Source organism: Cupriavidus sp. MEYA8, from assembly GCF_059278825.1.
This window is the reverse complement of record NZ_CM181221.1, coordinates 109,698-130,877: the sequence shown is the minus strand read 5'-3', so window position 1 is coordinate 130,877 and position 21,180 is coordinate 109,698. Positions and strand designations below refer to the sequence as shown.

21 protein-coding genes are annotated in these 21,180 nt (G+C 68.7%); 11 read left to right on the top strand and 10 right to left on the bottom strand.

Annotation, left to right across the window (positions count from 1 at the left end; genetic code table 11):
• Positions 1-45: 45 nt before the first annotated feature.
• From AC5WJ1_RS00570 to AC5WJ1_RS00560, 3 genes are all read right to left on the bottom strand, one after another.
• Positions 46-483 (bottom strand): hypothetical protein, encoded by a 438-nt coding sequence (locus tag AC5WJ1_RS00570; protein ID WP_135704144.1) that lies wholly within the window; start codon positions 481-483, stop codon positions 46-48.
• Between the two features lie 265 nt (positions 484-748).
• Positions 749-3,496, bottom strand: a complete 2,748-nt coding sequence (gene metH / locus AC5WJ1_RS00565) for a methionine synthase (RefSeq protein WP_135704141.1) — start codon at positions 3,494-3,496, stop codon at positions 749-751.
• A 16-nt stretch (positions 3,497-3,512) separates the two neighbouring features.
• Positions 3,513-4,574 carry a homocysteine S-methyltransferase family protein gene (locus tag AC5WJ1_RS00560; protein WP_133094999.1) on the bottom strand — a complete coding sequence of 354 codons (1,062 nt, stop codon included), beginning with the start codon at positions 4,572-4,574 and terminating at the stop codon, positions 3,513-3,515.
• Positions 4,575-4,782: 208 nt separating this feature from the next.
• On the opposite strand from AC5WJ1_RS00560, the gene AC5WJ1_RS00555 reads away from it, so the two are divergent.
• Positions 4,783-5,175 carry a rhodanese-like domain-containing protein gene (locus AC5WJ1_RS00555; RefSeq protein WP_133094998.1) on the top strand — a complete coding sequence of 131 codons (393 nt, stop codon included), beginning with the start codon at positions 4,783-4,785 and terminating at the stop codon, positions 5,173-5,175.
• An 81-nt stretch (positions 5,176-5,256) separates the two neighbouring features.
• Here AC5WJ1_RS00555 and AC5WJ1_RS00550 read toward each other — a convergent pair whose 3' ends face one another.
• The 4 genes from AC5WJ1_RS00550 to AC5WJ1_RS00535 form a co-directional block, all read right to left on the bottom strand.
• Entirely contained in the window at positions 5,257-5,514 is a 258-nt protein-coding gene (locus tag AC5WJ1_RS00550) for a BTH_I0359 family protein (protein WP_133094997.1), read from the bottom strand.
• Between the two features lie 234 nt (positions 5,515-5,748).
• Positions 5,749-6,591, bottom strand: coding sequence for an alpha/beta fold hydrolase (locus AC5WJ1_RS00545; RefSeq protein ID WP_494476294.1), 843 nt, complete (start codon positions 6,589-6,591; stop codon positions 5,749-5,751).
• A 128-nt stretch (positions 6,592-6,719) separates the two neighbouring features.
• Positions 6,720-7,709: a DUF3108 domain-containing protein gene (locus AC5WJ1_RS00540; protein ID WP_434034033.1), complete on the bottom strand. Its 990-nt coding sequence runs from the start codon at positions 7,707-7,709 to the stop codon at positions 6,720-6,722.
• A 58-nt stretch (positions 7,710-7,767) separates the two neighbouring features.
• A complete protein-coding gene (locus tag AC5WJ1_RS00535; protein ID WP_195427779.1) occupies positions 7,768-8,601 on the bottom strand; it encodes an IclR family transcriptional regulator in 834 nt (277 codons plus the stop codon).
• A gap of 254 nt (positions 8,602-8,855) precedes the next feature.
• On the opposite strand from AC5WJ1_RS00535, the gene AC5WJ1_RS00530 reads away from it, so the two are divergent.
• The 7 genes from AC5WJ1_RS00530 to rfaE2 all read left to right on the top strand — a co-directional run bounded on the left by AC5WJ1_RS00530 (position 8,856) and on the right by rfaE2 (position 15,997).
• Entirely contained in the window at positions 8,856-9,818 is a 963-nt protein-coding gene (locus tag AC5WJ1_RS00530; protein ID WP_240746010.1) for a Bug family tripartite tricarboxylate transporter substrate binding protein, read from the top strand.
• A gap of 91 nt (positions 9,819-9,909) precedes the next feature.
• The gene (locus AC5WJ1_RS00525) at positions 9,910-10,890 is read left to right on the top strand and encodes a fumarylacetoacetate hydrolase family protein (protein ID WP_494476293.1); all 981 of its coding nucleotides are present in this window, start codon (positions 9,910-9,912) and stop codon (positions 10,888-10,890) included.
• A gap of 130 nt (positions 10,891-11,020) precedes the next feature.
• A complete protein-coding gene (locus AC5WJ1_RS00520; RefSeq protein WP_135704132.1) occupies positions 11,021-11,857 on the top strand; it encodes an enoyl-CoA hydratase/isomerase family protein in 837 nt (278 codons plus the stop codon).
• 65 nt (positions 11,858-11,922) lie between these two features.
• Positions 11,923-12,789 carry a PhaM family polyhydroxyalkanoate granule multifunctional regulatory protein gene (locus AC5WJ1_RS00515; RefSeq protein WP_133094991.1) on the top strand — a complete coding sequence of 289 codons (867 nt, stop codon included), beginning with the start codon at positions 11,923-11,925 and terminating at the stop codon, positions 12,787-12,789.
• A gap of 70 nt (positions 12,790-12,859) precedes the next feature.
• Positions 12,860-14,146, top strand: a complete 1,287-nt coding sequence (locus AC5WJ1_RS00510) for a patatin-like phospholipase family protein (RefSeq protein ID WP_434033238.1) — start codon at positions 12,860-12,862, stop codon at positions 14,144-14,146.
• Between the two features lie 186 nt (positions 14,147-14,332).
• The gene (locus AC5WJ1_RS00505; RefSeq protein WP_133094990.1) at positions 14,333-15,196 is read left to right on the top strand and encodes a ferritin family protein; all 864 of its coding nucleotides are present in this window, start codon (positions 14,333-14,335) and stop codon (positions 15,194-15,196) included.
• A 306-nt stretch (positions 15,197-15,502) separates the two neighbouring features.
• Entirely contained in the window at positions 15,503-15,997 is a 495-nt protein-coding gene (gene rfaE2 / locus AC5WJ1_RS00500) for a D-glycero-beta-D-manno-heptose 1-phosphate adenylyltransferase (protein ID WP_133094989.1), read from the top strand.
• A gap of 9 nt (positions 15,998-16,006) precedes the next feature.
• Here the strand turns inward: rfaE2 and AC5WJ1_RS00495 are convergent, their stop codons facing one another.
• The 3 genes from AC5WJ1_RS00495 to AC5WJ1_RS00485 are packed head-to-tail and all read right to left on the bottom strand — an operon-like array spanning position 16,007 to position 18,039.
• Positions 16,007-16,255, bottom strand: coding sequence for a hypothetical protein (locus AC5WJ1_RS00495; protein WP_494476292.1), 249 nt, complete (start codon positions 16,253-16,255; stop codon positions 16,007-16,009).
• A gap of 33 nt (positions 16,256-16,288) precedes the next feature.
• Positions 16,289-17,161 carry a type III pantothenate kinase gene (locus AC5WJ1_RS00490; RefSeq protein ID WP_494476291.1) on the bottom strand — a complete coding sequence of 291 codons (873 nt, stop codon included), beginning with the start codon at positions 17,159-17,161 and terminating at the stop codon, positions 16,289-16,291.
• Positions 17,158-18,039: a biotin--[acetyl-CoA-carboxylase] ligase gene (locus AC5WJ1_RS00485; RefSeq protein WP_494476290.1), complete on the bottom strand. Its 882-nt coding sequence runs from the start codon at positions 18,037-18,039 to the stop codon at positions 17,158-17,160. The genes AC5WJ1_RS00490 and AC5WJ1_RS00485 overlap by 4 nt, the downstream gene beginning before the upstream one ends.
• Before the next feature lie 193 nt (positions 18,040-18,232).
• On the opposite strand from AC5WJ1_RS00485, the gene AC5WJ1_RS00480 reads away from it, so the two are divergent.
• The 3 genes from AC5WJ1_RS00480 to AC5WJ1_RS00470 are packed head-to-tail and all read left to right on the top strand — an operon-like array spanning position 18,233 to position 21,152.
• Positions 18,233-19,363 (top strand): MlaE family ABC transporter permease, encoded by a 1,131-nt coding sequence (locus AC5WJ1_RS00480; RefSeq protein WP_135704123.1) that lies wholly within the window; start codon positions 18,233-18,235, stop codon positions 19,361-19,363.
• Entirely contained in the window at positions 19,360-20,214 is an 855-nt protein-coding gene (locus tag AC5WJ1_RS00475) for an ABC transporter ATP-binding protein (protein WP_205751645.1), read from the top strand. The genes AC5WJ1_RS00480 and AC5WJ1_RS00475 overlap by 4 nt, the downstream gene beginning before the upstream one ends.
• A complete protein-coding gene (locus AC5WJ1_RS00470; protein ID WP_135704121.1) occupies positions 20,211-21,152 on the top strand; it encodes an MlaD family protein in 942 nt (313 codons plus the stop codon). Before AC5WJ1_RS00475 ends, AC5WJ1_RS00470 begins: the two co-directional genes overlap by 4 nt.
• The last annotated feature ends 28 nt before the right edge of the window (positions 21,153-21,180 follow it).

The window sequence follows — 21,180 nt, the reverse complement described above, 5'->3', positions numbered from 1 at the left end:
ATCAGGGCATCAGAGCCTGCGCGCCTGTGCCGGCTGGCGGCGAGCTTACTGCACCTTCGCGCCGGCCTCGGCGCCCACGCTGGCGTCTGCCTTGGACTTCTTGGCCGACTTGGTGGTGTTCTTGCCGTGCTTGGCCTTGCTGCCGGCTTCGGCCTTGGCATCGGCCGACGTGCTGGCGCCCTTCTCGACCGCCGCACCGGCGGTGGACAGGCCCTTGTCAGCCGCGGAGCCCGCTGCCGACACGCCCTTGTCGGTTGCCGCACCCGCGGTCGACAGGCCCTTCTCGGCGGCGCTGGTGACGCCGGTGGCGGCGCTGCCCGCGGTATTCAACGCACCCTGCGTGGCGGCCGAGGGCGAGGGCGCGGTCACCGATGCGCCGACGTCGGCCTTCGCGCCGGCGCCCACACCAGTACCTTGTGCCATGGCCAGCGAGGAAGCGGCGGCGATCGACAGGGCGGACAGGGAGAGCAGCAGTTTCTTCATGGACAGACTCCTTTCAGGATGCCCCGCGGCGAAACATTCGTCGCGGTGTTCACGCGCTGGTGTTTGCGTGAATCGAGCCCTCAGTCTAGGGATCGCACCTGCACCGGTCTGTGAGGGATTGAAAGGCTCTGTAAGGAGTTGTGAGGCGTCGGATACGCCGCTGCAACCAGGCCGGGAAGCCGTTGCACGGGGAAATTCCCTGTGACATCAACGGGCTGGCGGCAGGATCGCGCGGCCGTGGCCGGCGCCCTGCCGTCGCACCCCGTTACAGGTTGGGCGCGAGCGCGCGCTCCAGCGTGGCGCGTTCTTCATGGCGGCGCGCCACCATGTCGTCGAGCTGGTCCTGGCCGATCTTGCCGATGGTGAAGTAGGTCGACTCGGGATGCGCCAGGTAGAAGCCGCTCACCGAAGCGGCCGGCGTCATTGCCAGAGACTCGGTGATGCCCATGCCGATCTCGGCCGCGTCGAGGAACTCGAACATCGGGCCCTTGACGGTGTGCTCCGGGCAGGCCGGATAGCCGGGCGCGGGACGGATGCCGCGGTAGGACTCGGCGATCAGCTGCTCGTTGCTCAGCTGCTCGGCCGCGTCGTAGCCCCACAGGTCCTTGCGCACGCGCTCGTGCAGGCATTCGGCGAAGGCTTCGGCCAGGCGGTCGGCCAGCGCCTTCAGCATGATCGCGCTGTAGTCGTCGTGGTCGGCCTCGAACTGGGCTTCCTTCTTGTCGACGCCGAGGCCCGCGGTGACGGCAAACATGCCCACGTAGTCGGCGATGCCGCTGTCCTTCGGGGCGACAAAGTCCGCCAGGCAGCGGTTGGGGCGGCGCACGCCATCGACCACCGGGCGCTCGCTCTGCTGGCGCACGTTGTGCCAGGTCAGCGCGACCTTGCTGCGGGTCTCGTCGGTGTAGATCTCGATATCGTCGTCGTTGACGGTGTTGGCCGGCAGCAGCGCGATCACGCCGTTGGCCGTCAGCCAGCGGCCCTGGATCAGGCGCGACAGCATGGCCTTGCCGTCCGAGAACACCTTGCGCGCCGACTCGCCGACGATCTCGTCGTTGAGGATATCGGGGAATTTGCCGGCGAGGTCCCAGGTCTGGAAGAACGGGCCCCAGTCGATGTAGTTGGCCAGTTCCGCCAGGTCGTAGTTGCGGAACACGCGGCGGCCGACGAACTTGGGCCTGGGCGGCACGTAGCCGCTCCAGTCGATCGGCGTCTTGTTGGCGCGCGCCTGCGCCAGCGTCACCATCGGCGTGGCCTTCTTGCTGGCGTGCTGGGTGCGGATGCGGTCGTAGTCGGCCTTCAGTTCGTCCAGGTACTTCGCCGCCCCTTCATCGGACAGCAGGCTCGACGCCACGCTGACCGAACGCGAGGCGTCAGGCACGTACACCACCGGCCCTTCGTAGTTGGGCGCGATCTTGACCGCGGTATGCACGCGCGAGGTGGTGGCGCCGCCGATCAGCAGCGGGATCTTCTTCACGCGGAAGTAGTCGTCGCGCTGCATCTCCGATGCGACGTAGGCCATTTCTTCCAGCGACGGCGTGATCAGCCCCGACAGGCCGACGATGTCCGCGCCCTCGACCTTGGCCTTGGCCAAGATCTCGTTGCACGGGACCATCACGCCCATGTTGACGACCTCGAAGTTATTGCACTGGAGCACCACCGACACGATGTTCTTGCCGATGTCATGCACGTCGCCCTTCACAGTGGCGATCACGATCTTGCCGCGCGCGCGCACATCGCCGCCGGCCTCGGCCAGCAGGCGCTTTTCTTCCTCGATGAAGGGCAGCAGGTGCGCCACCGCCTGCTTCATCACGCGCGCGCTCTTGACCACCTGCGGCAGGAACATCTTGCCGGCGCCGAACAGGTCGCCGACGATGTTCATGCCGTCCATCAGCGGGCCCTCGATCACCTCGATCGGGCGGCCGCCGCGCGCGGCGACCTGCTGCCGGACTTCCTCGGTGTCTTCGACGATGAAGGTGGTGATGCCATGCACCAGCGCATGCGCCAGGCGTTCGCCCACGGGCACCGGCTGCTCGGGCGTGCCGCGCCAGGCCAGGTTTTCTTCCTTCTTCGCGCCGCCGCCCTTGTAGCGGTCGGCGATTTCCAGCAGGCGATCGGTGGAATCCTCGCGGCGATTGAGCACCACATCTTCCACGCGCTCGCGCAACTCGGGATCGAGCTGGTCATACACGCCGAGCTGGCCGGCGTTGACGATGCCCATGTCCATGCCCGCGCCGATCGCGTGGTACAGGAAAACGGTGTGGATCGCCTCGCGCACCACGTCGTTGCCGCGGAACGAGAACGACACGTTGGACACGCCGCCGCTCACCTTGGCGTATGGCAGGTTCTGCTTGATCCAGCGCGTGGCTTCGATGAAGTCCACGGCGTAGTTGTTGTGTTCCTCGATGCCGGTCGCGACCGCGAAGATATTCGGGTCGAAGATGATGTCTTCCGGCGGGAAGCCGACTTCATTGACCAGGATGTCGTAGCTGCGCTTGCAGATCTCGGTCTTGCGCTCGAAGGTATCGGCCTGGCCCTTCTCGTCGAAGGCCATCACCACGCTGGCCGCGCCGTAGCGGCGAATCAGCTCGGCGTGGTGGCGGAACTGCTCCTCGCCTTCCTTCAGCGAGATCGAGTTCACCACCGGCTTGCCCTGCACGCACTGCAGGCCGGCCTCGATCACGTCCCACTTGGACGAGTCGATCATGATCGGCACACGCGCAATGTCCGGCTCGGAGGCGATCAGGTTCAGGAAGCGAACCATCGCGGCCTTCGAGTCCAGCATGGCCTCGTCCATGTTGATGTCGATGATCTGCGCGCCGTTCTCGACCTGCTGGCGGGCCACCGCCAGCGCCTCGTCGAACTGGCCGTTCAGGATCATGCGCGCGAAGGCCTTGGAGCCAGTCACGTTGGTACGCTCGCCGACGTTGACGAACAGCGTGTCGTCGTCGATGGTGAAGGGCTCGAGGCCGGACAGGCGCATCGGGCGCGGGGGCAGTTTGTTCTCGCTCATGTTCTCGGGCTCCGGCTCAGGCGGCGTCGCGGTACTGGCCGGGCCAGGTGCGGGGTTTCTTGTCGGCCACGCGCTGGGCAATGGCGGCGATGTGCTCGGGGGTGGTGCCGCAGCAGCCGCCCACCAGGTTCACCAGCCCGGAAGCGGCGAATTCCTCGACCAGCGACGACGTGACTTCCGGCGTTTCGTCGAAGCCCGTATCGCTCATCGGGTTCGGCAAACCCGCGTTCGGGTAGCACGACACCGCGGCGTCGCACACCTTGGCCAGCTCGGCGATATACGGGCGCATCAGCGTGGCGCCCAGCGCGCAGTTCAGCCCGAAGGTGACCGGCCTGGCGTGGCGCAGGCTGTTCCAGAACGCTTCCACGGTCTGGCCCGACAGGATCCGGCCCGAGGCATCGGTCACGGTGCCGGAGATCATCACCGGCACGCGTTCGCCGGTGTCCTCGAACAGCTGGTCGATGGCGAACAGCGCGGCCTTGGCATTGAGCGTATCGAAGATGGTCTCGACCAGGAACACGTCGGCGCCGCCTTCAAGCAGCGCCTTGCCCTGCTCGTAGTAGGACTGGCGCAGTTCCTCGAAGGTGACGTTGCGCGCGCCGGGGTCGTTCACGTCGGGCGAGATGCTGGCGGTCTTGGGCGTCGGGCCGAAGGCGCCGGCGACGAAGCGCGGCTTGTCGGGCGTACTGTACTTGTCGCAAGCGGCGCGCGCCAGGCGCGCGGCCTCGACGTTCATCTCGTACGCCAGATCCGCCATCTTGTAGTCTTCCTGCGCCACGCGCGTGGCGCCGAAGGTATTGGTCTCGATCAGGTCGGCGCCGGCGGCCAGGTACTGCTCGTGGATCTCGCTGATGACCTGCGGGCGCGTCAGCAGCAGCAGTTCGTTATTGCCCTTCACGTCCACCTTGTGTTCGGCGAAGCGCTCGCCGCGGTAGTCGGCCTCGGTCAGCTTGTAGCGCTGGATCATGGTGCCCATGGCGCCATCCAGGATCAGGATGCGTTCTTGCAGAAGCCGGGGCAGCTCGGCAGCCCGGGTGTAGGGGCGCGGTGCGGCCGCGCGGGATTCAGGGGCACTCATGGCGGGGAACTCTGGAAAGGCGGCCGGCGCGATCGTGGATCGGCGGCGGGCGCTGCTGGGGCCGATGCTGGCCAAGAGCAGCGATTTTATCAGGTGTATCAAGGCCTTGCGGTTGCCTGTCGGGCCGATGGCGGCCTACACTGAGAGGCGCAACCGTCACCATTCCGGCCATTCCGCGTCCTTTGCGCGCCCCTTGTCCCCGCCGACCATGCAACACCTGTCCCCCGCCGACGCCAGCGACCTGCTAGCGCAATCGCCCGACACGCTCTTCATCGACTGCCGCAGCGAGATGGAATACCTGTTCGTCGGCCATCCCAAGGGTGCGCACAACGTCCCCTGGAACGACGGCCCCGACTGGGAGGTCAACCCGCATTTCGTGCAGATGGTGAAGAAGCTGGCCGGGCATGTGTCGGCGCGGCCGGTGCTGCTGATCTGCCGCAGCGGCAACCGTTCGGCGGCGGCGGCGCGGGCGCTGGAGGGCGCGGGCTTTGCCAACGTCTACAACGTGCTGCACGGTTTCGAGGGGGATCTCGACGGGCAGCGCCACCGCAATACGCTCAACGGCTGGCGCCACGACGGCCTGCCGTGGGAGCAGTACTGAACCGCCGCCCAATAAAAACGCCCGCCGGGGCGGGCGCGATGGCATTGCCGCCGGCCGTGGCCGGCGGCAATGGAAAGCCGCTCAATGCATGACCAGCGGATGCGTCATCACGTTGTCGAACTTGGCGAGGAAGTCATCGACCTCTTCCACTGATGGCTCGCTTTCGATCAGGCGCTTGACGTCGGCGCGGAAGCTTTCAGCCAGGTGCCCGCCGAGGAAAATCTCGCGCTTCAGGTTCTTGTCGACGATTTCATAGCCGCCAAATTCGAGCGGCGCTTGCTCGACATCCGCACCGAACTCGACGATGCAGTAATTGTCGCTGTTGTAGATCATTTGCATGGCACACCTCCTGGGCGTCATGGTTGGGCGGCTTGCCCTTGTGATTCTTGCCTCGTCGATGTTGCCGTGAGGGGGCGCCGCGGCTTTACCTCCAAACTTGGGGTGACCCGCGCGAAATCAAGGCTTGGCAGGATTTAGCCGGTCACTGCGTTGCCACGTCATTGCTGCCTACATAGATTGGGCATCGCCCTTTGCAACAAGTTTCTTGAGCCTGGCGCATCAGTGTGTTGTCTGTCACGGAACGTCGCACTGGCCGCCGCACGCCGCATTGCCGAGGAACGCGTCCAGTGCCGCGTGGAAGCGTTCGGGCTGCTCCACATGCACCAGGTGCGCCGCCTGCGGCATCACTTCCAGCCGGGCGCCTCGGATGGCGGCCGCAATGCTCTGCGCCATTGCCACGGTCGCGCCCTGATCGTTCTCTCCTGCTACTACCAGCGTAGGACAATGGATACGGGAAAGCGCGCCGGCGAGATCGAAAGCCATGATCGCCTCGGCCACGCCCACATAGCCGCGCACCGGCGTGGCCACCAGCATGGCGTGGATGCGCGCCACCGCATTGGGATGGGCGGCGCGGAAGGCCGGCGTCAGCCAGCGCTCCAGCGTGGCATGGGCCAGGCCGGCCATGCCGTGCGCCTCGGCCTGGCCGATGCGGTTGTGCCACATCGGGTGCGCTTCCATCGGGGTCTGGCTGTTGGTGGCCACCAGCGCCAGCGACAGCAGCCGCTCCGGATGGCGCAACCCCAGCGTCTGCCCGATCATGCCGCCGACCGAAATGCCGCAGAAGTGGGCCTGGGGGATTTCCAGCGCGTCCATCACCGCGATCACATCGTCCGCCAGCCGGGTCATGGTGTAAGGGCCCAGCGGCGCCTCGCTGCCGCCATGCCCGCGCAGGTCGGGGCGCACCACGCGGTAGCGCGATGCCAGGTGGGCGGCAGTCTGGTCCCACAGCGCATGGCTGGCGGCCAGCGCATGGGCCAGGATCACCCACGGTCCGTCGGTGCCGTCGATGCGCACGTAAAGCTCGGCGCCGTCGGCATGGACGCGGTGCGTTTCGGCGGGTGGCGTGGCAACTGTCATGGCGGGGCTCCTGTCAGTAAGAATGCGCCAAACGCGGCGGCGTTGACCCGGGCGAGACGCTTTTTAACGATTGTTGACATTCGCCCGCTGGTTACCGGTGGTGATCGACCCCGGCGAACGGCCCGTGGCTATTGCCCGCCGTTGCCGCGGTACACCAGTTCGATCTGGGTGCCGTCGGGCTCGGTCTGCCGCAGCCGCACCGGCATCCAGCCCAGCGATTGCGCAAGCCACAACTCGACCCGGCGACGGTCATTGGCGCGGCGCGGCAGCCGCACGAAGTGCTTCGCACGTACCATGCCATTGCCCGTATCGAAATCCTCTTCTCCAACATACTGCACTTGCATCGGTTCCACATCGCGCGTATCGGCAACCTGGAACGTTTCCGTCACACCGGGGGTGACATAGCGTTGCGGATTGCCACGCACCAGGCCGACCAGCTGCAGGAACACGCTGAAGCGATCCTGGGCCCCGGGCGGGAATGGCGACTGCGCGCCGTTGCGCAGCGTGGCGATGCCGGCGGCGGTGTCAAAGCGCGATGACTCGGCCTTGTTGCGCCGGTGCTCTTCGTAGCGTTCCGGCAACAGTCCCTGCTCGGACAGCGCACCGTTGCTCTGGAACGCGAAGCGGAACCACAGCACGCGCGTTTCCACCGCGAGCCGGTAGCGGCGGCCGTCGTGCTCCCAGCGGATCAGGCCATCGGGGTTCTGCACGCCGTTGACAAAGCTGGCGTAGTGGTACGTGGCGGGCGGCGGCGCGCTGTAGACGACGCCGTCGACGCCGCCCTGCGGACCGCCGGAAGGCGCCGGCGCGGGCGCGGCGGGTGGTGTTGGCGCCGCTCCGGTGCCGCCTGGACCGGTTGCCATCTCGGCCGGGCCTTGCGGGCTGGTCGCCAACGGCGGGGCTGGCGGCTCAGGCTCGGGCGCCGGGACCGGCGCCGCGGCTTTCGGGCGCGGCTGTGGCGCGGGGCGCGGCCTCGGCTGGGCCGGTGGCCTGGGCGGCGGCAGCAGGACCGCCTCCAGCGTGGGTGTGTTGCTGGTGTCGAACGGGATCAGCGGCCCCGGCATGCGCAGGAATCCCACCACCGCCAGCACGTGCACAAGTACCACCAGCGCAACCACGATCACCCAGCGCCGGCGGCGCCAGACGGGGGTATCCGCGCCCGGGCGGGCGCGAGGACTAGGGCTGGCCGGTTTCTCCGGCCGGGGGGACGGCACCAAGGTAGCCGAGTTCCGATGAGAGCTGTTGGGCGATATCGCGTACGCGACGATCCATCGTACCGCCCCATTCTGCATCGAACAGGCTCTGCGCGCCCAGTACGATTAACCCCATGGCGAGGTGGCCGTTGGCATCGAACACCGGCATAGAGAATGCATTGATGCCCGGCAGCACGCCGCCGAGCGTGCGCGCGGCGCCGTGCGCGCGGACTTCGGCGCAGATCGCGTCGTATTCGGACAGCGACGCCGGCATGTCCGGCACCGCGCCATTGCCGCGCGCGCCCAGCTCGCGCTCGATCAGCGGCAGGGTCTGCTTGCGCGGCAGGTAGGCGCCGTAGAGACGGCCGGTGGCGGAATTGAGCATTGGCATCACGTCGCCCAGGCGCAGGCTCACGGTGACGGGGTGGCTGGATTCCTCCCAGTGCACGATAGTCGGGCCGTGGTTGCCCCATACGGCGATGCCGGCGGTCAGGTCCATCTCGTCGCGCAGCTGCGACAGGATCGGCCGCGCCTTCTTGACCGGATCGAGCCGGTTGAGGCCGGCCAGCCCCAGCTGCAGCGCGAACGGGCCCAGGTCGTAGCGGCCGCTGACGGGGTCCTGCGCCACCGTGCCCAGCCGCATGAAGCTGACCAGGTAGCGGTGCGCCTTGGCCGGGTTCATGCCGGCGGCGGCGGCGAGGTCGCGCAGCATCATCGCGCGCGGCGACGCCGCGAGGGCCTGGAGCAGCTTGAAGCCCACTTCGATGGACTGGATGCCGGAGCGCAGCTTGGCGTCGTCTTCTTCGTTTTCAGCAATGCGTGACATGGCCGGCGGCAGGGGGGGCAGAGGGAATTGGGACCAGGAAATCGGCGCCCGGAGACCCGGGCAAGTTCGTAGGTAAATTTACTATAGCGAAATCGATTTACCAATTTTTAAGCCATCGGTAGACTTCCTTCGCAACAGACCCGGCGGCGCGCGTGTCGATGCCCGCCAAGCCGGGCCCCTTTTTAACACGGAGACTACCGATGCGCCCCCTGCGTCCCTTCCCTGGGCGTCGCCATGCCCATTTCATGCTCGCCGCCATGGCTGCCGCCGGCGCCCTGTTCACCGCCAGCGCGCCCGCGCATGCCGATGACTGGCCCGCCCAGCCGATCCGCTGGGTCGTGCCCTACCCGGCCGGCGGCGGCACCGATGTGGTGGCGCGCACCGTGGCCCAGGCGATCACGCCGGGGCTGGGCAAGCAGGTGGTGATCGACAACCGCCCGGGCGCCGCCACCATCGTCGGCGCCGATGCTGTCGCCCACGCCAAGCCCGATGGCTACACCGTGCTGACCGCCGACACCGCCACGCTCGCGGCCAATCCGTCGCTGTACAAGAAGCTGCCGTACAACCCCGACAAGGACTTCGTTTATATCGGCCAGCTGGCGCGCTTCCCGCTGGTGCTGGTGGCCACTCCCAAGTTCCCGGCGCGCACCCTGCAGGAAGCCATCGAATACGCGCGGAAGAACCCCGGCAAGGTCAACTTCGCCTCGCCCGGCGCGGGCAGCCCCCACCACCTGGCCATGGAGCTGTTCATGGACCAGGCCAGGGTCAAGATGACGCACGTGCCCTACAAGGGCGCGGCACCGGCGGTGCAGGACCTGCTCGCCGGCCAGGTCGACCTGATGTTCCTTGACCTGGCCTCGGGCCAGCAGAACGTGAGCGCCGGCAAGCTGCGCGCGCTGGGCGTGGCCACGCCGAAGCGGCTGGCGGTGCTGCCAGGCGTGCCGACCGTGGCCGAAGGCGGCGTGAGCAACTTCGAGGCCTACGCCTGGCAAGGCCTGGTGGCGCCGGCGGGCACGCCCAAGGCGGTGGTCACGCGGCTGAACGCCGAGCTGGTCAAGGCGCTGAAGACGCCCGAGGTGCAGAAGAAGCTGGAAGGCGTGGGGGTCGAGGCGGTGTCGGGCACGCCCGAGGAATTCGCTGCCTACGCGCGCGCCGAAGCCGAGCGCTGGGGCAAGCTGATCAAGGCCAAGGGCATCACGGTCGACTAAGCCACCCGCAGGGGCGCGCAGCGCGGCGCGGTAGACTAGCGGGCGCTGCGTCCGCCGCGCGGGCGCCCCGCTCTCTACCGCATCGCATCCCATGAAACTCGCAACCCTGAAGGACGGTTCGCGCGACGGCCAGCTGGCGGTCGTGTCGCGCGACCTGAAGCAAGCCCACTTCGCCACCGACATCGCCGGCAAGCTGCAGACCGCGCTGGACGACTGGCATTTCTACGCGCCGCAGCTGCAGGACCTGTACGACGCGCTCAACACCGGCCGCGCGCGCCATCCGTTCGCGTTCAACCCCAGGGACTGCATGGCGCCGCTGCCGCGCGCCTACCAGTGGGCCGACGGCTCGGCCTACGTCAACCACGTCGAACTGGTGCGCAAGGCGCGCGGCGCCGAAATGCCGCCCGAGTTCTGGGCCGACCCGCTGATGTACCAGGGCGGCTCGGACGACTTCCTCGGCCCGCACGATGACATCGTGTGCGCCAGCGAAGCCTTCGGCATCGACTTCGAGGCCGAGGTCGCGGTCATCACCGGCGACGTGAAGATGGGTGCCACGCCCGAACAGGCCGGCGAAGCCATCCGCCTGGTGCTGCTGGCCAACGACGTCTCGTTGCGCAACCTGATCCCCGCGGAACTGGGCAAGGGCTTCGGCTTCTTCCAGAGCAAGCCGGCGACCGCCTTCTCTCCGGTCGCCGTCACGCCCGACGAGCTGGGCGAGGCCTGGCGCGAGCGCAAGGTGCACCTGCCGATGACGGTGCACTGGAACAGCAGGAAGGTCGGCCAGCCCGACTGCGGCACCGACATGGTGTTCGACTTCGGCCAGCTGATCGCGCATATCTGCAAGACCCGCAACGTGCGCGCCGGCAGCATCGTCGGCTCGGGCACGATCTCCAACGTCGACCGCAAGAAGGGCTACTGCTGCATCGCCGAGAAGCGCATGCTCGAGACCATCGACGACGGCAAGCCCGCCACCGAGTTCATGAAGTTCGGCGACGCGGTCAAGATCGAGATGTTCGACGCGCAGGGGCATTCGGTGTTCGGGGCGATCGACCAGCTGGTGGCCGCGCCCTGAGCCGGCAACTGAGCCGGCCGCGCCTGTCGGCAAGGGTGCGCCGGATGTGCATATAATTGACCGACCGATCGGTTGGTAAATCCACGATGCACCCGGCGCGGCCGCGCGCCACTCACCTGACAGGCCCCCCATGACTGCCCCGAACGACGCCTCTTCCACCGAACTTTCCGAACGCTACGCGCGCTACCGCGCGCTGACGCTGCGCCGCCACGGCCCCATCCTCGAGGTCGTCATGGGCGCGGCGCAGTCGGCCAACCAGAAGCTGGCCACGGCCGACGCCAACATGCACCGCGAGCTGGCCGAGATCTGGCGCGACGTCTCCGCCGATCCCGACATCCGTGTGGCGCTGATCCGCGGAGAGGGCAAGGGCTTCTCCGCCGGCGGCGACCTGGCGCTGGTGGAAGACATGGCCAACGATTTCGAGACCCGCACGCGCGTGTGGCACGAAGCGCGCGACCTGGTCTACAACGTCATCAACTGCGACAAGCCGGTGGTCTCGGCGATGCATGGCCCGGCCGTCGGTGCCGGCCTGGTGGCAGGGCTGCTGGCCGATATCTCGATCGCCTCGAAGACCGCGCGCATCGTCGACGGCCATACCCGGCTGGGCGTGGCCGCGGGCGACCATGCCGCGATCGTGTGGCCGCTGCTGTGCGGAATGGCCAAGGCCAAGTACTATCTGATGCTGTGCGAGTCGGTCAGCGGCGAAGAGGCCGAGCGGATCGGCCTGGTCTCGCTGGCGGTGGAAGAGGACGAACTGGTGGCGCGTGCCTTCGAGGTAGCCAACCGGCTGGCGGCGGGGTCGCAGACAGCGATCCGCTGGACCAAGTACGCCCTCAACAACTGGCTGCGCATGGCCGGTCCCGCTTTCGATACCTCGCTGGCGCTCGAATTCATGGGCTTTGCCGGCCCCGACGTGCACGAAGGCATGGCGAGCCTGCGCCAGAAGCGGCCGCCACAATTCAGGTAACGACGACGCAGCCGCGCGGCCCGCATCCGGGCGCGAGGGCTGCGCCGCACACGGAGCACGCGACCATGTTCGGACAGATTCCCGATTTCACCAACGGCTTCGACTTCATGCGCCGCCTGTGGGGTGGCAGCGCTGGCATGTCCGGCGGCCTGATGCCCGGGCTGCAGGCGATGACGCCGCCGATGGACCTGGATGACCTCGACAAGCGCATTGCCGACCTCAAGGCAGTGGAGAGCTGGCTGCAGCTGAACACCAACCTGCTGCGCACCACGATCCAGGGCCTGGAGGTGCAGCGCGCCACGCTGGTGGCGCTGCAGACCTTCGGCAACGCGCTCTCGCCCGACGCCATGCAGTCGGCAATGGAAAACGTGGCGCGGGCCGCCAATGCGCCGAGCGCAGCGCCACCGCAGCGCGCCGGCGCCGACACCGGCGCAGGTTCCGGCACCACCAGGCCCCGCGAAGAAGCACACGCGGCGCAGGCCGGCGCCGAGCCGGAGCCGGCTCCCGAGCCGTCGGCCGAGGCAGCGCCAGACGCTGCACCCGAAGGCGCACCCAACGCCGCGCTGTGGTGGGACCTGCTGCAGCACCAGTTCAGCCAGATCGCCAGCAGCGCAGCCGCGGCCAGCATCGCGCCGTTCAACATGGGCGCCTTCGGCGCCGGCGGCATGCCGGCACAGCCGGGGGCCGCGCCGGACGGCGGGTCCGCGGCCAAAGCCACCTCACGCAAGGCCGCTGGCAACGGCAACGGCGCCAGGGCGAGCGCCACGGCAAAGAGCGGCGCCACGAGTGCGGCCAAGTCGGGGACCAAGGCTGCGGCCAAGCCCGCTGCAAAGAAAACTGCCGCAAAGAAGCCCGCTGCAGGCAAGACGGCCAAACCCACGCCCACCGGCAACCACGCCGCCAAGGACGACGACAACGGCGGCGACGAATGACGCAACTGCGGACGCAACTGCGGACGCAACTGCGCACCGCCTGACCTGTCGCTACGCAGCGCCTTCCCCCATGCACCGCGAGCCCCTGCCGGGACACCATCCGACCCCGCACAACGGCCCTGGCGTCCCTGGCGCGCCTAACGGCCCCAATCCCAACGCCACCGCGCTGATCATGATGGGCGGCGGCGCGCGCGCCGCCTACCAGGCTGGCGTGCTGTGCGGGCTGGCGCGCATTGCCGCGCGCCACGGCAAGGCCCATGGCGGGCTGCCGTTCGGCATCATCGCCGGCACCTCGGCGGGCGCGATCAACGGTGCCGGGCTGGCCATCAATGCCGGCGATTTCCAGGCCGCCACGCAAAGCCTGGGCGCGCTGTGGCACGGCATCCATGCCGACGACGTCTACCGCACCGACGTGCTGCGCGTGGGCATATCGGGCGCACGCTGGCTGTCGACGCTGGCGCTGGGCTGGGCCACGCAGCGCCGGGCACCGCGCGCGCTGTTCGACAACACGCCGCTAGGCGGCATGCTGGGCGAGCTGTTCGATCCCGCGCGGGTGCAGGCCAGCCTGGACAGCGGCGCGCTGCAGGCGTTCGCGGTCACCGCGCTGTCCTACAGCACCGGCCGCCACGTCACCTTCTACCAGTCGCACCACCGCATCCATCCGTGGCACCGCAGCCAGCGCATCGCTGTGCCGGCGCCGATCACGGTGGACCACCTGCTGGCCTCTGCATCGATACCGTTCCTGTTCCCCTCGGTTCCGCTCGAGATCGACGGCCATCACGAGTGGTTCGGCGATGGCACCATGCGGCAGATGTCGCCGCTGTCGCCGGCGATCCACCTGGGCGCATCGCGCATCCTGGCGATCGGCGCAGCCTCGCGCCAGCGCTCGGGCTGGTTCGACACCGTGCCCGCCGGCGGCTACCCGTCGCTGGCGCAGGTGGGCGGCCAGGCGCTGGCCAGCATCTTCCTGGACGGCCTCAATGCCGACCTGGAGCGGCTGCTGCATATCAACCGGCTGCTGGCGCGCATGCCCGAGATCGCCGGCGACCGCGAAGGCTGGCGCCCGGTGCAGGTCATGACGATCTCTCCCAGCGAGCCGATCGAGGCGCTCGCCGCCGAACAACAGAAGCAGCTGCCGCGCACCGTGCGCGCGCTGCTGGCGCCGCTGGGCGGTACCGAGGCGCGCGGCGCCGCCTTCGCCAGCTACCTGCTGTTCGAGCCCGAGTTCACCCAGGCGCTGATGGCGCTGGGCGAGCGCGACGCCGAAGCGCAGGCCGCCGAACTGGCCGCGTTCCTGTACGGCGTGGTGCCGGGCACTGCACCTGCCGCCTTGCGCGAGGGCGCGGTTTCGCCCTGAGCACCTGCCCGCCAGGCGCCGTTGCTGGCACCTGTGCCGTCCGGCGCGCCGCTGATCGCCCGCAATATGCAGTCGGCTGCGCCAAAGCTCCGCAAAAGTCGTTGCATTTGCCCCTATCCGCCCTAAAAAAGGAGAAGAGAATAATTCGCATCTGGTAGAATCTGCCCGTAATTTCAAAGGCTTACCATGCTCTACCCCGAACTGTTCAAATCGTTGGAAGCCGTCCGCTGGCACATGGACAAGGACATCCCTTGGGATACCTTCGACGCCAGCCTGCTGACGGACGACCAGGCCAAGACCATTCGCATGAACGCGATCACGGAATGGTCCGCCCTGCCGGCGACCGAGATGTTCCTGCGCGACAACCGCCACGATTCGGACTTTTCGGCGTTCATGAGCATCTGGTTCTTCGAGGAACAGAAGCACTCGCTGGTGCTGATGGAGTACCTGCGCCGCTTCCGCCCGGACCTGGTGCCGACCGAGGAAGAGCTGCACGCCGTGCGCTTCGAGTTCGACCCGGCGCCGCCGCTGGAAACGCTGATGCTGCATTTCTGCGGCGAGATCCGCCTGAACCACTGGTACCGCCGCGCCGCCGAATGGCACTCGGAACCGGTGATCAAGCATATCTACCGCACCCTGTCGCAGGATGAAGCCCGCCACGGCGGCGCGTACCTGCGCTACATGAAGAAATACCTGGCGCAATTCGGCGACAGCGCGCGCGCCGCGTTCGCCAAGATCGGCGTGCTGATGGCATCGGCACGCCGCACCGAAAAGCCGCTGCACCCGACCAACCTGCACGTCAACAAGGCGCTGTTCCCCAACGACACCGTGCAATCGCGCCTGCCCGACCCCGACTGGCTGGAGAAATGGCTGGACGAGCAGATCCGCTTCGACGAAGGCTGGGAGAAGAAGGTCATCGAACGGATCCTGCACAATATGTCGCTGCTGTTCGAACGCACCTTTGAATCGGTGCAGGACCTGAACCGCTACCGCAAGGAACTGAACGCCCGCCTGCCCGGCGCCGGCGGCGCCCAGCCAGCACAGGCCTGATCCGGCGGCTCGCTGCCAAACCGACAGAAACCCCGCTACGGCGGGGTTTTTTCCTTGGCGCGCCAGCGCCGCCAATTCCCGCATACTTGACCGTCCGCACCGGCGCTTGCCGGTGACGAACTGTTCTACGAGCGGTGATGCGCCGGCATTGCCGCCGCCACGGTGCCGCTGCCCGCCAACGACGCGGCGGTGGCGCTGGTGGGCTAGGCAGCGCTGAACGGACGGCGAACCCCGGCGGACGGGGTACCATTCGGACAAGCGTGCCGGCGCCGCCAGCGCCGGCCTCCACCATCCGATCCCTGACCCATGTCCGTACCCGCCTTCGAATCCAAGCTGACTCCCGCCGACAACCACGCCGAGCTGGCCGCGCGCATCGCCGCGCTGCCGCGCCCGCTGGTGTTCACCAACGGCGTCTTCGATATCCTGCATCGCGGCCATGCCACCTACCTGGCGCAGGCGCGCGCGCTGGGCGCGAGCCTGGTGGTCGGCGTCAACAGCGATGCCTCGGTCAAGATGCTGGGCAAGGGCGACGACCGCCCGCTCAACCACGAATCGGACCGCATGGCGCTGCTGGCCGCACTGGCGTCGGTCGACCTGGTGGCGATGTTCCGCGAGCAGACGCCGGTCGAGCTGATCCGGCTGGTGCGCCCCGACATCTACGTCAAGGGCGGCGACTATGACATCGATACGCTGGAAGAAACCCGGCTGGTGCGCAGCTGGGGCGGCCAGGCCTACGCCATCCCCTTCCTGCACGACCGCTCCACCACCAAGCTGCTGACCAAGGTGCGCCAGGCCGGCTGAGCCGCGCGCTCAGTCCTGACGCCGCGCCACCGGCAAGGTGCCACGCGGCGCGGCGTCTGCCGCGCGCGAAGGTGCCGGCGGCAGCTGCTGCAGGCGCTCGGCGCGCACTTGCTGCCCGAGGCGGTGCGGCTCGCGCGGCGTGCCGAACCAGCCGCCAAGCGGATTCGCGCCGAACAGGCCGGCCAGCGCCGCCACCAGCAAGGCGTTGGCAAGCAGCAGCAACATCAGGGCAATGCGCAGGGTGCGTGGGGCGGACATGGAACGGCGGCAGAGCGTGCGGGGATTACGTGGTCAAGGCGATGGCCGCCAGGCCTCGGCCGACGCCATCGCATGCAGGCCGAGCAACACCAGATTATCGTGCATCTCGAAGGGCACCGCGAGCGCGCCGGCCAGCGCGCTGCGAGCGCCGCCGGACAGCAGGCAGCGTGTCGGCCCGCGCTCTCCCAGCGCGCGCCAGGTGCGTTCGATCGCGCCCGCCTGCGCGGCCAGGCAGCCGGCGGCGATCGCGTCGTGGGTGTTGTCGGCCCAGCGCAGATGCGCGCCGGCCCCGGTGCCGGCCTCCTGCACCTCCTGCACCTCCTGCACCTCCTTCACCTCCAGCGCCGGCAGCTGCGCGGTATTGCGCGCCAGCGTGCCCAGCATCAGCGCCAGCCCCGGCAGGATCAGGCCGCCCTCGAAGCGAGCGCGGCCATCCGCGCCGACGGTGACGATATCGAGCGTGGTCGCGGTGCCCGCGGTCACGACCAGCAGCGTGTCGTGCGGCAGCCAGCGATGCGCGCCGATGGCGCCGACCCAGCGGTCGACTCCCAGCTGCGTGGGCTCGCGGTAGCCGTTGGCCAGGTTGCCGTGCGCCGCGCTGCTGCGCACCCAGTGCACCGGCGCGCAGCCGCCGAAGGCGTCGGCCAGCGCCGCATCGACGGCGGCGGCGATCACCGGGCCGGCGACGTTGGTGATCCAGACCGCCGGCATCGGGCCGGTGCCGCGCAGCGCGCGCAGGTCGGCGGCCAGCGTCTTCAGCGCGTTTTCATCGGCATGCGCGACCGCGCCACCGTGCTGCCACGGCGTGGGCAAGCCCGCCCCGGCCGGCAGCGGCGCGCCGGCCTCGCACCATGCCCATTTCAGGCGCGTATTGCCGATGTCGATCAGCAGCTGCGGCACGCTCATGCGCCATCCTCCTGCCCCGGCGCCGGGCGCAGCGACAGCTCGCCGCTGGCCACCCGCTCCAGTCCCGTCTGGGTTTCCAGCAGCAGCTGGCCGGCCTCGTCGACGCCGCGCGCCAAGCCCTCCGCGATCACCTTGCCGTCGTGCAGCAGCCGCACCGGCTGGTCGCGGTAGGCATCGGCGGCGGACCAGCGCCGCGCCATCGGCCCGAAGCCATGGGCCAGGAACGCGGTGCGCATCGATGCCAGCCGCTCCAGCACCGCAGCCAGCAGGCGCGCCGCGTCGCGGCTGGCGTCGAAGCCCGGCACGGCCTCGGCCACGCCGGCCAGCTCGCGGCCCAGCGCGGCTTCCATCTGCGCATCGCGCACCAGGTTCAGGCCGATGCCGATCACGGCCCAGATCCGGTTCTGCCCGGCGCGCACCGATTCGATCAGGATGCCGGCCAGCTTGCGGCCATCGATCTGCAGGTCGTTGGGCCATTTCAGGCCGACGCGCGCGCCCAGGCGCGGGTCGACATCGCCGAGCGCCTCGGCCAGCGCCAGCCCCACGGCCAGGCTCAGGCCGGTGAGTTGTGCCGGCGCCAGCGCGAGCGGCAGCGCCACCGAGAAGGTCATGCCCGCCTGCCCCTGCCACGGCCGTCCCAGGCGCCCGCGCCCGGCTGTCTGGCGGTAAGCCAGGCGCAGCCAGCCGGCATCCGACCAGGGTGCGTGGCGGCACGCGGCGGTCAGGTCGGCATTGGTCGAGCCGGTTTCTTCGACCAGCTCCAGCTTCCAGTCGCGCAGTGCCGGCGGCAGCGCGGCGCGCAGGGCGGCGGGATCGATGCGCCAGGAGTCGGACGGGCCCGAGGCGGGCGTGAGGGAGGATTCAGGGGCGTCTGGCATGGGAAGCTGCGCTGGTGGCAATCTGCGGTGCGGAGTGGTGCGAAAGCTGGCAGGCATGGCGCCTGCCCGACTGCCGCATTGTAGCCGCGCGGCACGTATGCTCCAGGACCGCCCCCCTGCCCGGACGCGGCCGCGGTCGCGCCAGCCGGGCGGGTGGCTTAGAATCGGGACTCGGCCATCACATCGCTAGCCCTTGGAACGACAGACGACGCCAGACTTCCATATCACGCGCGGGGACGGGACCGTCAGCGTAGCGCTGAGTGGCGACTGGACCGCGCTCGCGCTGGCCGGCTGCCACCAGGCCCGGCAGCTGCGCACGCAATTGCACGAACTGGCGCAGGCGCCGGAGCATGCGCAATGGTCGCTGGCCGAAGTGCAGCGGCTGGACCATATCGGCGGACAGCTGCTGTGGCAGGCGTGGGACGGCAAGATGCCGCAGCAGATCGAGGCCAGCGAGGGCCAGCGCCGTGTATTCGAGCGCATCGCCGCGGTGCAGGACGAAGGCTGGAAGAAGCACATGGTGGACCGCTTCAACCCGATTACGCTGTTAGGCGCCAACGTGATGTCGTTCGGCGTGCAGCTGGCCATCGGCATCACCATGCTGGGCCAGCTGGCGTTCGACCTGCTGCGCTTCGCGCGCATGCCGCAGCGCGGCCCCTGGCGCGAGGTCTCGGCAAATATCTACAACGTCGGCTACAAGGCGCTCGGCATCACCGCGCTGGTCGGGTTCCTGATCGGCATCGTGCTGTCGTACCTGTCGGCGAACCAGCTGCGCATGTTCGGCGCCAGCACGTTCATCGTCAATATCCTCGGCATGGCGGTGATCCGCGAACTGGGGCCGGTGCTGGCGGCGATCCTGATCGCGGGCCGGTCCGGCTCGGCCATCACCGCGCAGATCGGCGTGATGCGCGTCACCGAAGAACTCGATGCCATGCGCGTGATGGGGATCTCGCACGGCTTCCGGCTGATCATGCCGCGCGTGATCGCGCTGGCCATCTCGATGCCGCTGCTGGTGGCGTGGACCGACGTGATGGCGCTGGCCGGCGGCATGGTGGCCGCGCGCATGCAGCTCGGCATCAGCGCCGCGTTCTTCCTGCGCGAACTGCCCGACGCGGTGCCGGTGGCCAACCTGTGGCTGGGGCTGGGCAAGGGCGTGGCATTCGGCATCCTGATCGCGCTGACGGCGTGCCACTTCGGGCTGCGTATCAAGCCCAATACACAAAGCCTGGGCGAAGGCACCACCGCGTCGGTGGTGACCTCCATCACCATCGTGATCCTGGCCGACGCGGTGTTTGCCGTCCTGTTCAAGGACGTGGGGATATGAGCGCGCCAACGGAACCGTCCGCGCCCTCCGTGCCGCCCGCGCCGGCGCAGCGTACCGCGGTGATCGAGGTGCGCAACCTGGTCAAGCGCTTTGGCAAGGCCGTGGTGCACGACCACGTCGACCTGGACGTGTGGCGCGGCGAGGCGCTGTCGATCGTGGGCGGCTCGGGCAGCGGCAAGACCGTGCTGCTGCGCCAGATCGTGGGGCTGGAGCGGCCGACCTCGGGCAGCATCAAGGTGTTCGGCGAAGCCCCGGCCAAGTTGCGCCCGGCGCAGCTGCAGGCGCTGCGCAACCGCTGGGGACTGCAGTTCCAGCGCGGCGCGCTGTTCTCGGCGCTGTCGGTGATCGACAATATCGCACTGCCGCTGCGCGAGTTGCGCGCGCTGCCGGACAACCTGATCTGCCGGGCGGCGCTGCTCAAGCTGCAACTGGTGGGCCTGTCGGCGCGCGATGCGGACAAGATGCCGTCGGACCTGTCCGGCGGCATGATCAAGCGCGTGGCGCTGGCACGCGCGCTGGCGCTGGAGCCGGAACTGCTGTTCCTCGACGAGCCTACCGCCGGCCTCGATCCGATGGCTTCGGACGACTACGTGGCTCTGATCCGGGAACTTCGGCGCGAGCTGGGCCTCACGGTAGTGATGATTACGCACGACCTCGACACGCTGGTGGCGCTGTCCGACCGCGTCGCGGTGCTGGCCGACCACAAGGTCGTCGCCGCCGCGTCGATCCCTGAAGTGGTAAAGGTGGACCACCCCTTCATCCGCGAATATTTCCTGGGCGAACGCGCCCAGCGCGCCTTGCAGGCGCTGCCGCAAGCGGGGCAACCCGCGGCGCCTCCCGGAGAAGCATGATGGAAAACAAGTCACACGCGTTCCTTGCCGGCGTGTTCACCATCGGCCTGGCAGTGCTGGTGCTGTTCGCGCTGTTCTGGTTCAGCAGCGACCACGCCGTGCGCGTGCCGTACGACCTGATCACGCGCTCCACCGTGAACGGGCTCGGGCCGCAGGCCGACGTCAAATACCGCGGGTTGGCGGTGGGCAAGGTGGAGTCGATCAAGTTCGACCCGCAGGTGCCGGGCCAGATCATCGTGCGCATCAGCGTCAACCAGGACACGCCGATCACGCGCACCACCTACGCCACGCTGGGCTTCCAGGGCGTCACCGGCATCGCCTACGTGCAGCTGGACGACACGGCCGCGCATGCGGGCGCCGATGCCTCGCCGCCGCTGCGCACCTCGCCCAAGGCGGTCGCGCGCATCGCCATGCGCCCGGGCTTCTTCGAAGAGCTGGAAAAGCGTGGCGATTCACTGCTGACGCAGACCGAGACGCTGATGGCCTCGCTCACCGACATGTTCCAGACCGCCAACCGCAATGAACTGATGGCCGCGATCCGCTCGGTGCGCAAGACCGCCGAGGACTACTCGAAGCTGTCGGACGCGCTGGCGCCGGCGGCCAACCGCCTGCCGCGCGTGGCCGAGAACCTCAACGCCACGCTGGAATCGACGCGGCGCCTGACGCAGGAGCTGGCCAGCCCCAACGGCACGGTGCTGCGTACGGTCGACAGTGTCGGGCACGACCTGCAGGGCGCGGCGGCGTCGGTGCAGACCGCGGCCGGCAACTTCAGCCAGGAGACGCTGCCGCAGCTCAACGGGCTTGCACGCGATGCGCGCCAGACCGCGCGCAGCTTCGAGCGTGCCGCCGGCCAGTTCAACGACAGCCCGACCAGCGTGCTGTTTGGCGCGCCGGCGCCGGTGCCGGGGCCGGGCGAGCCGGGCTTCAGCACGCCCTGATGTAACAGACGACATGACGACGACGAAC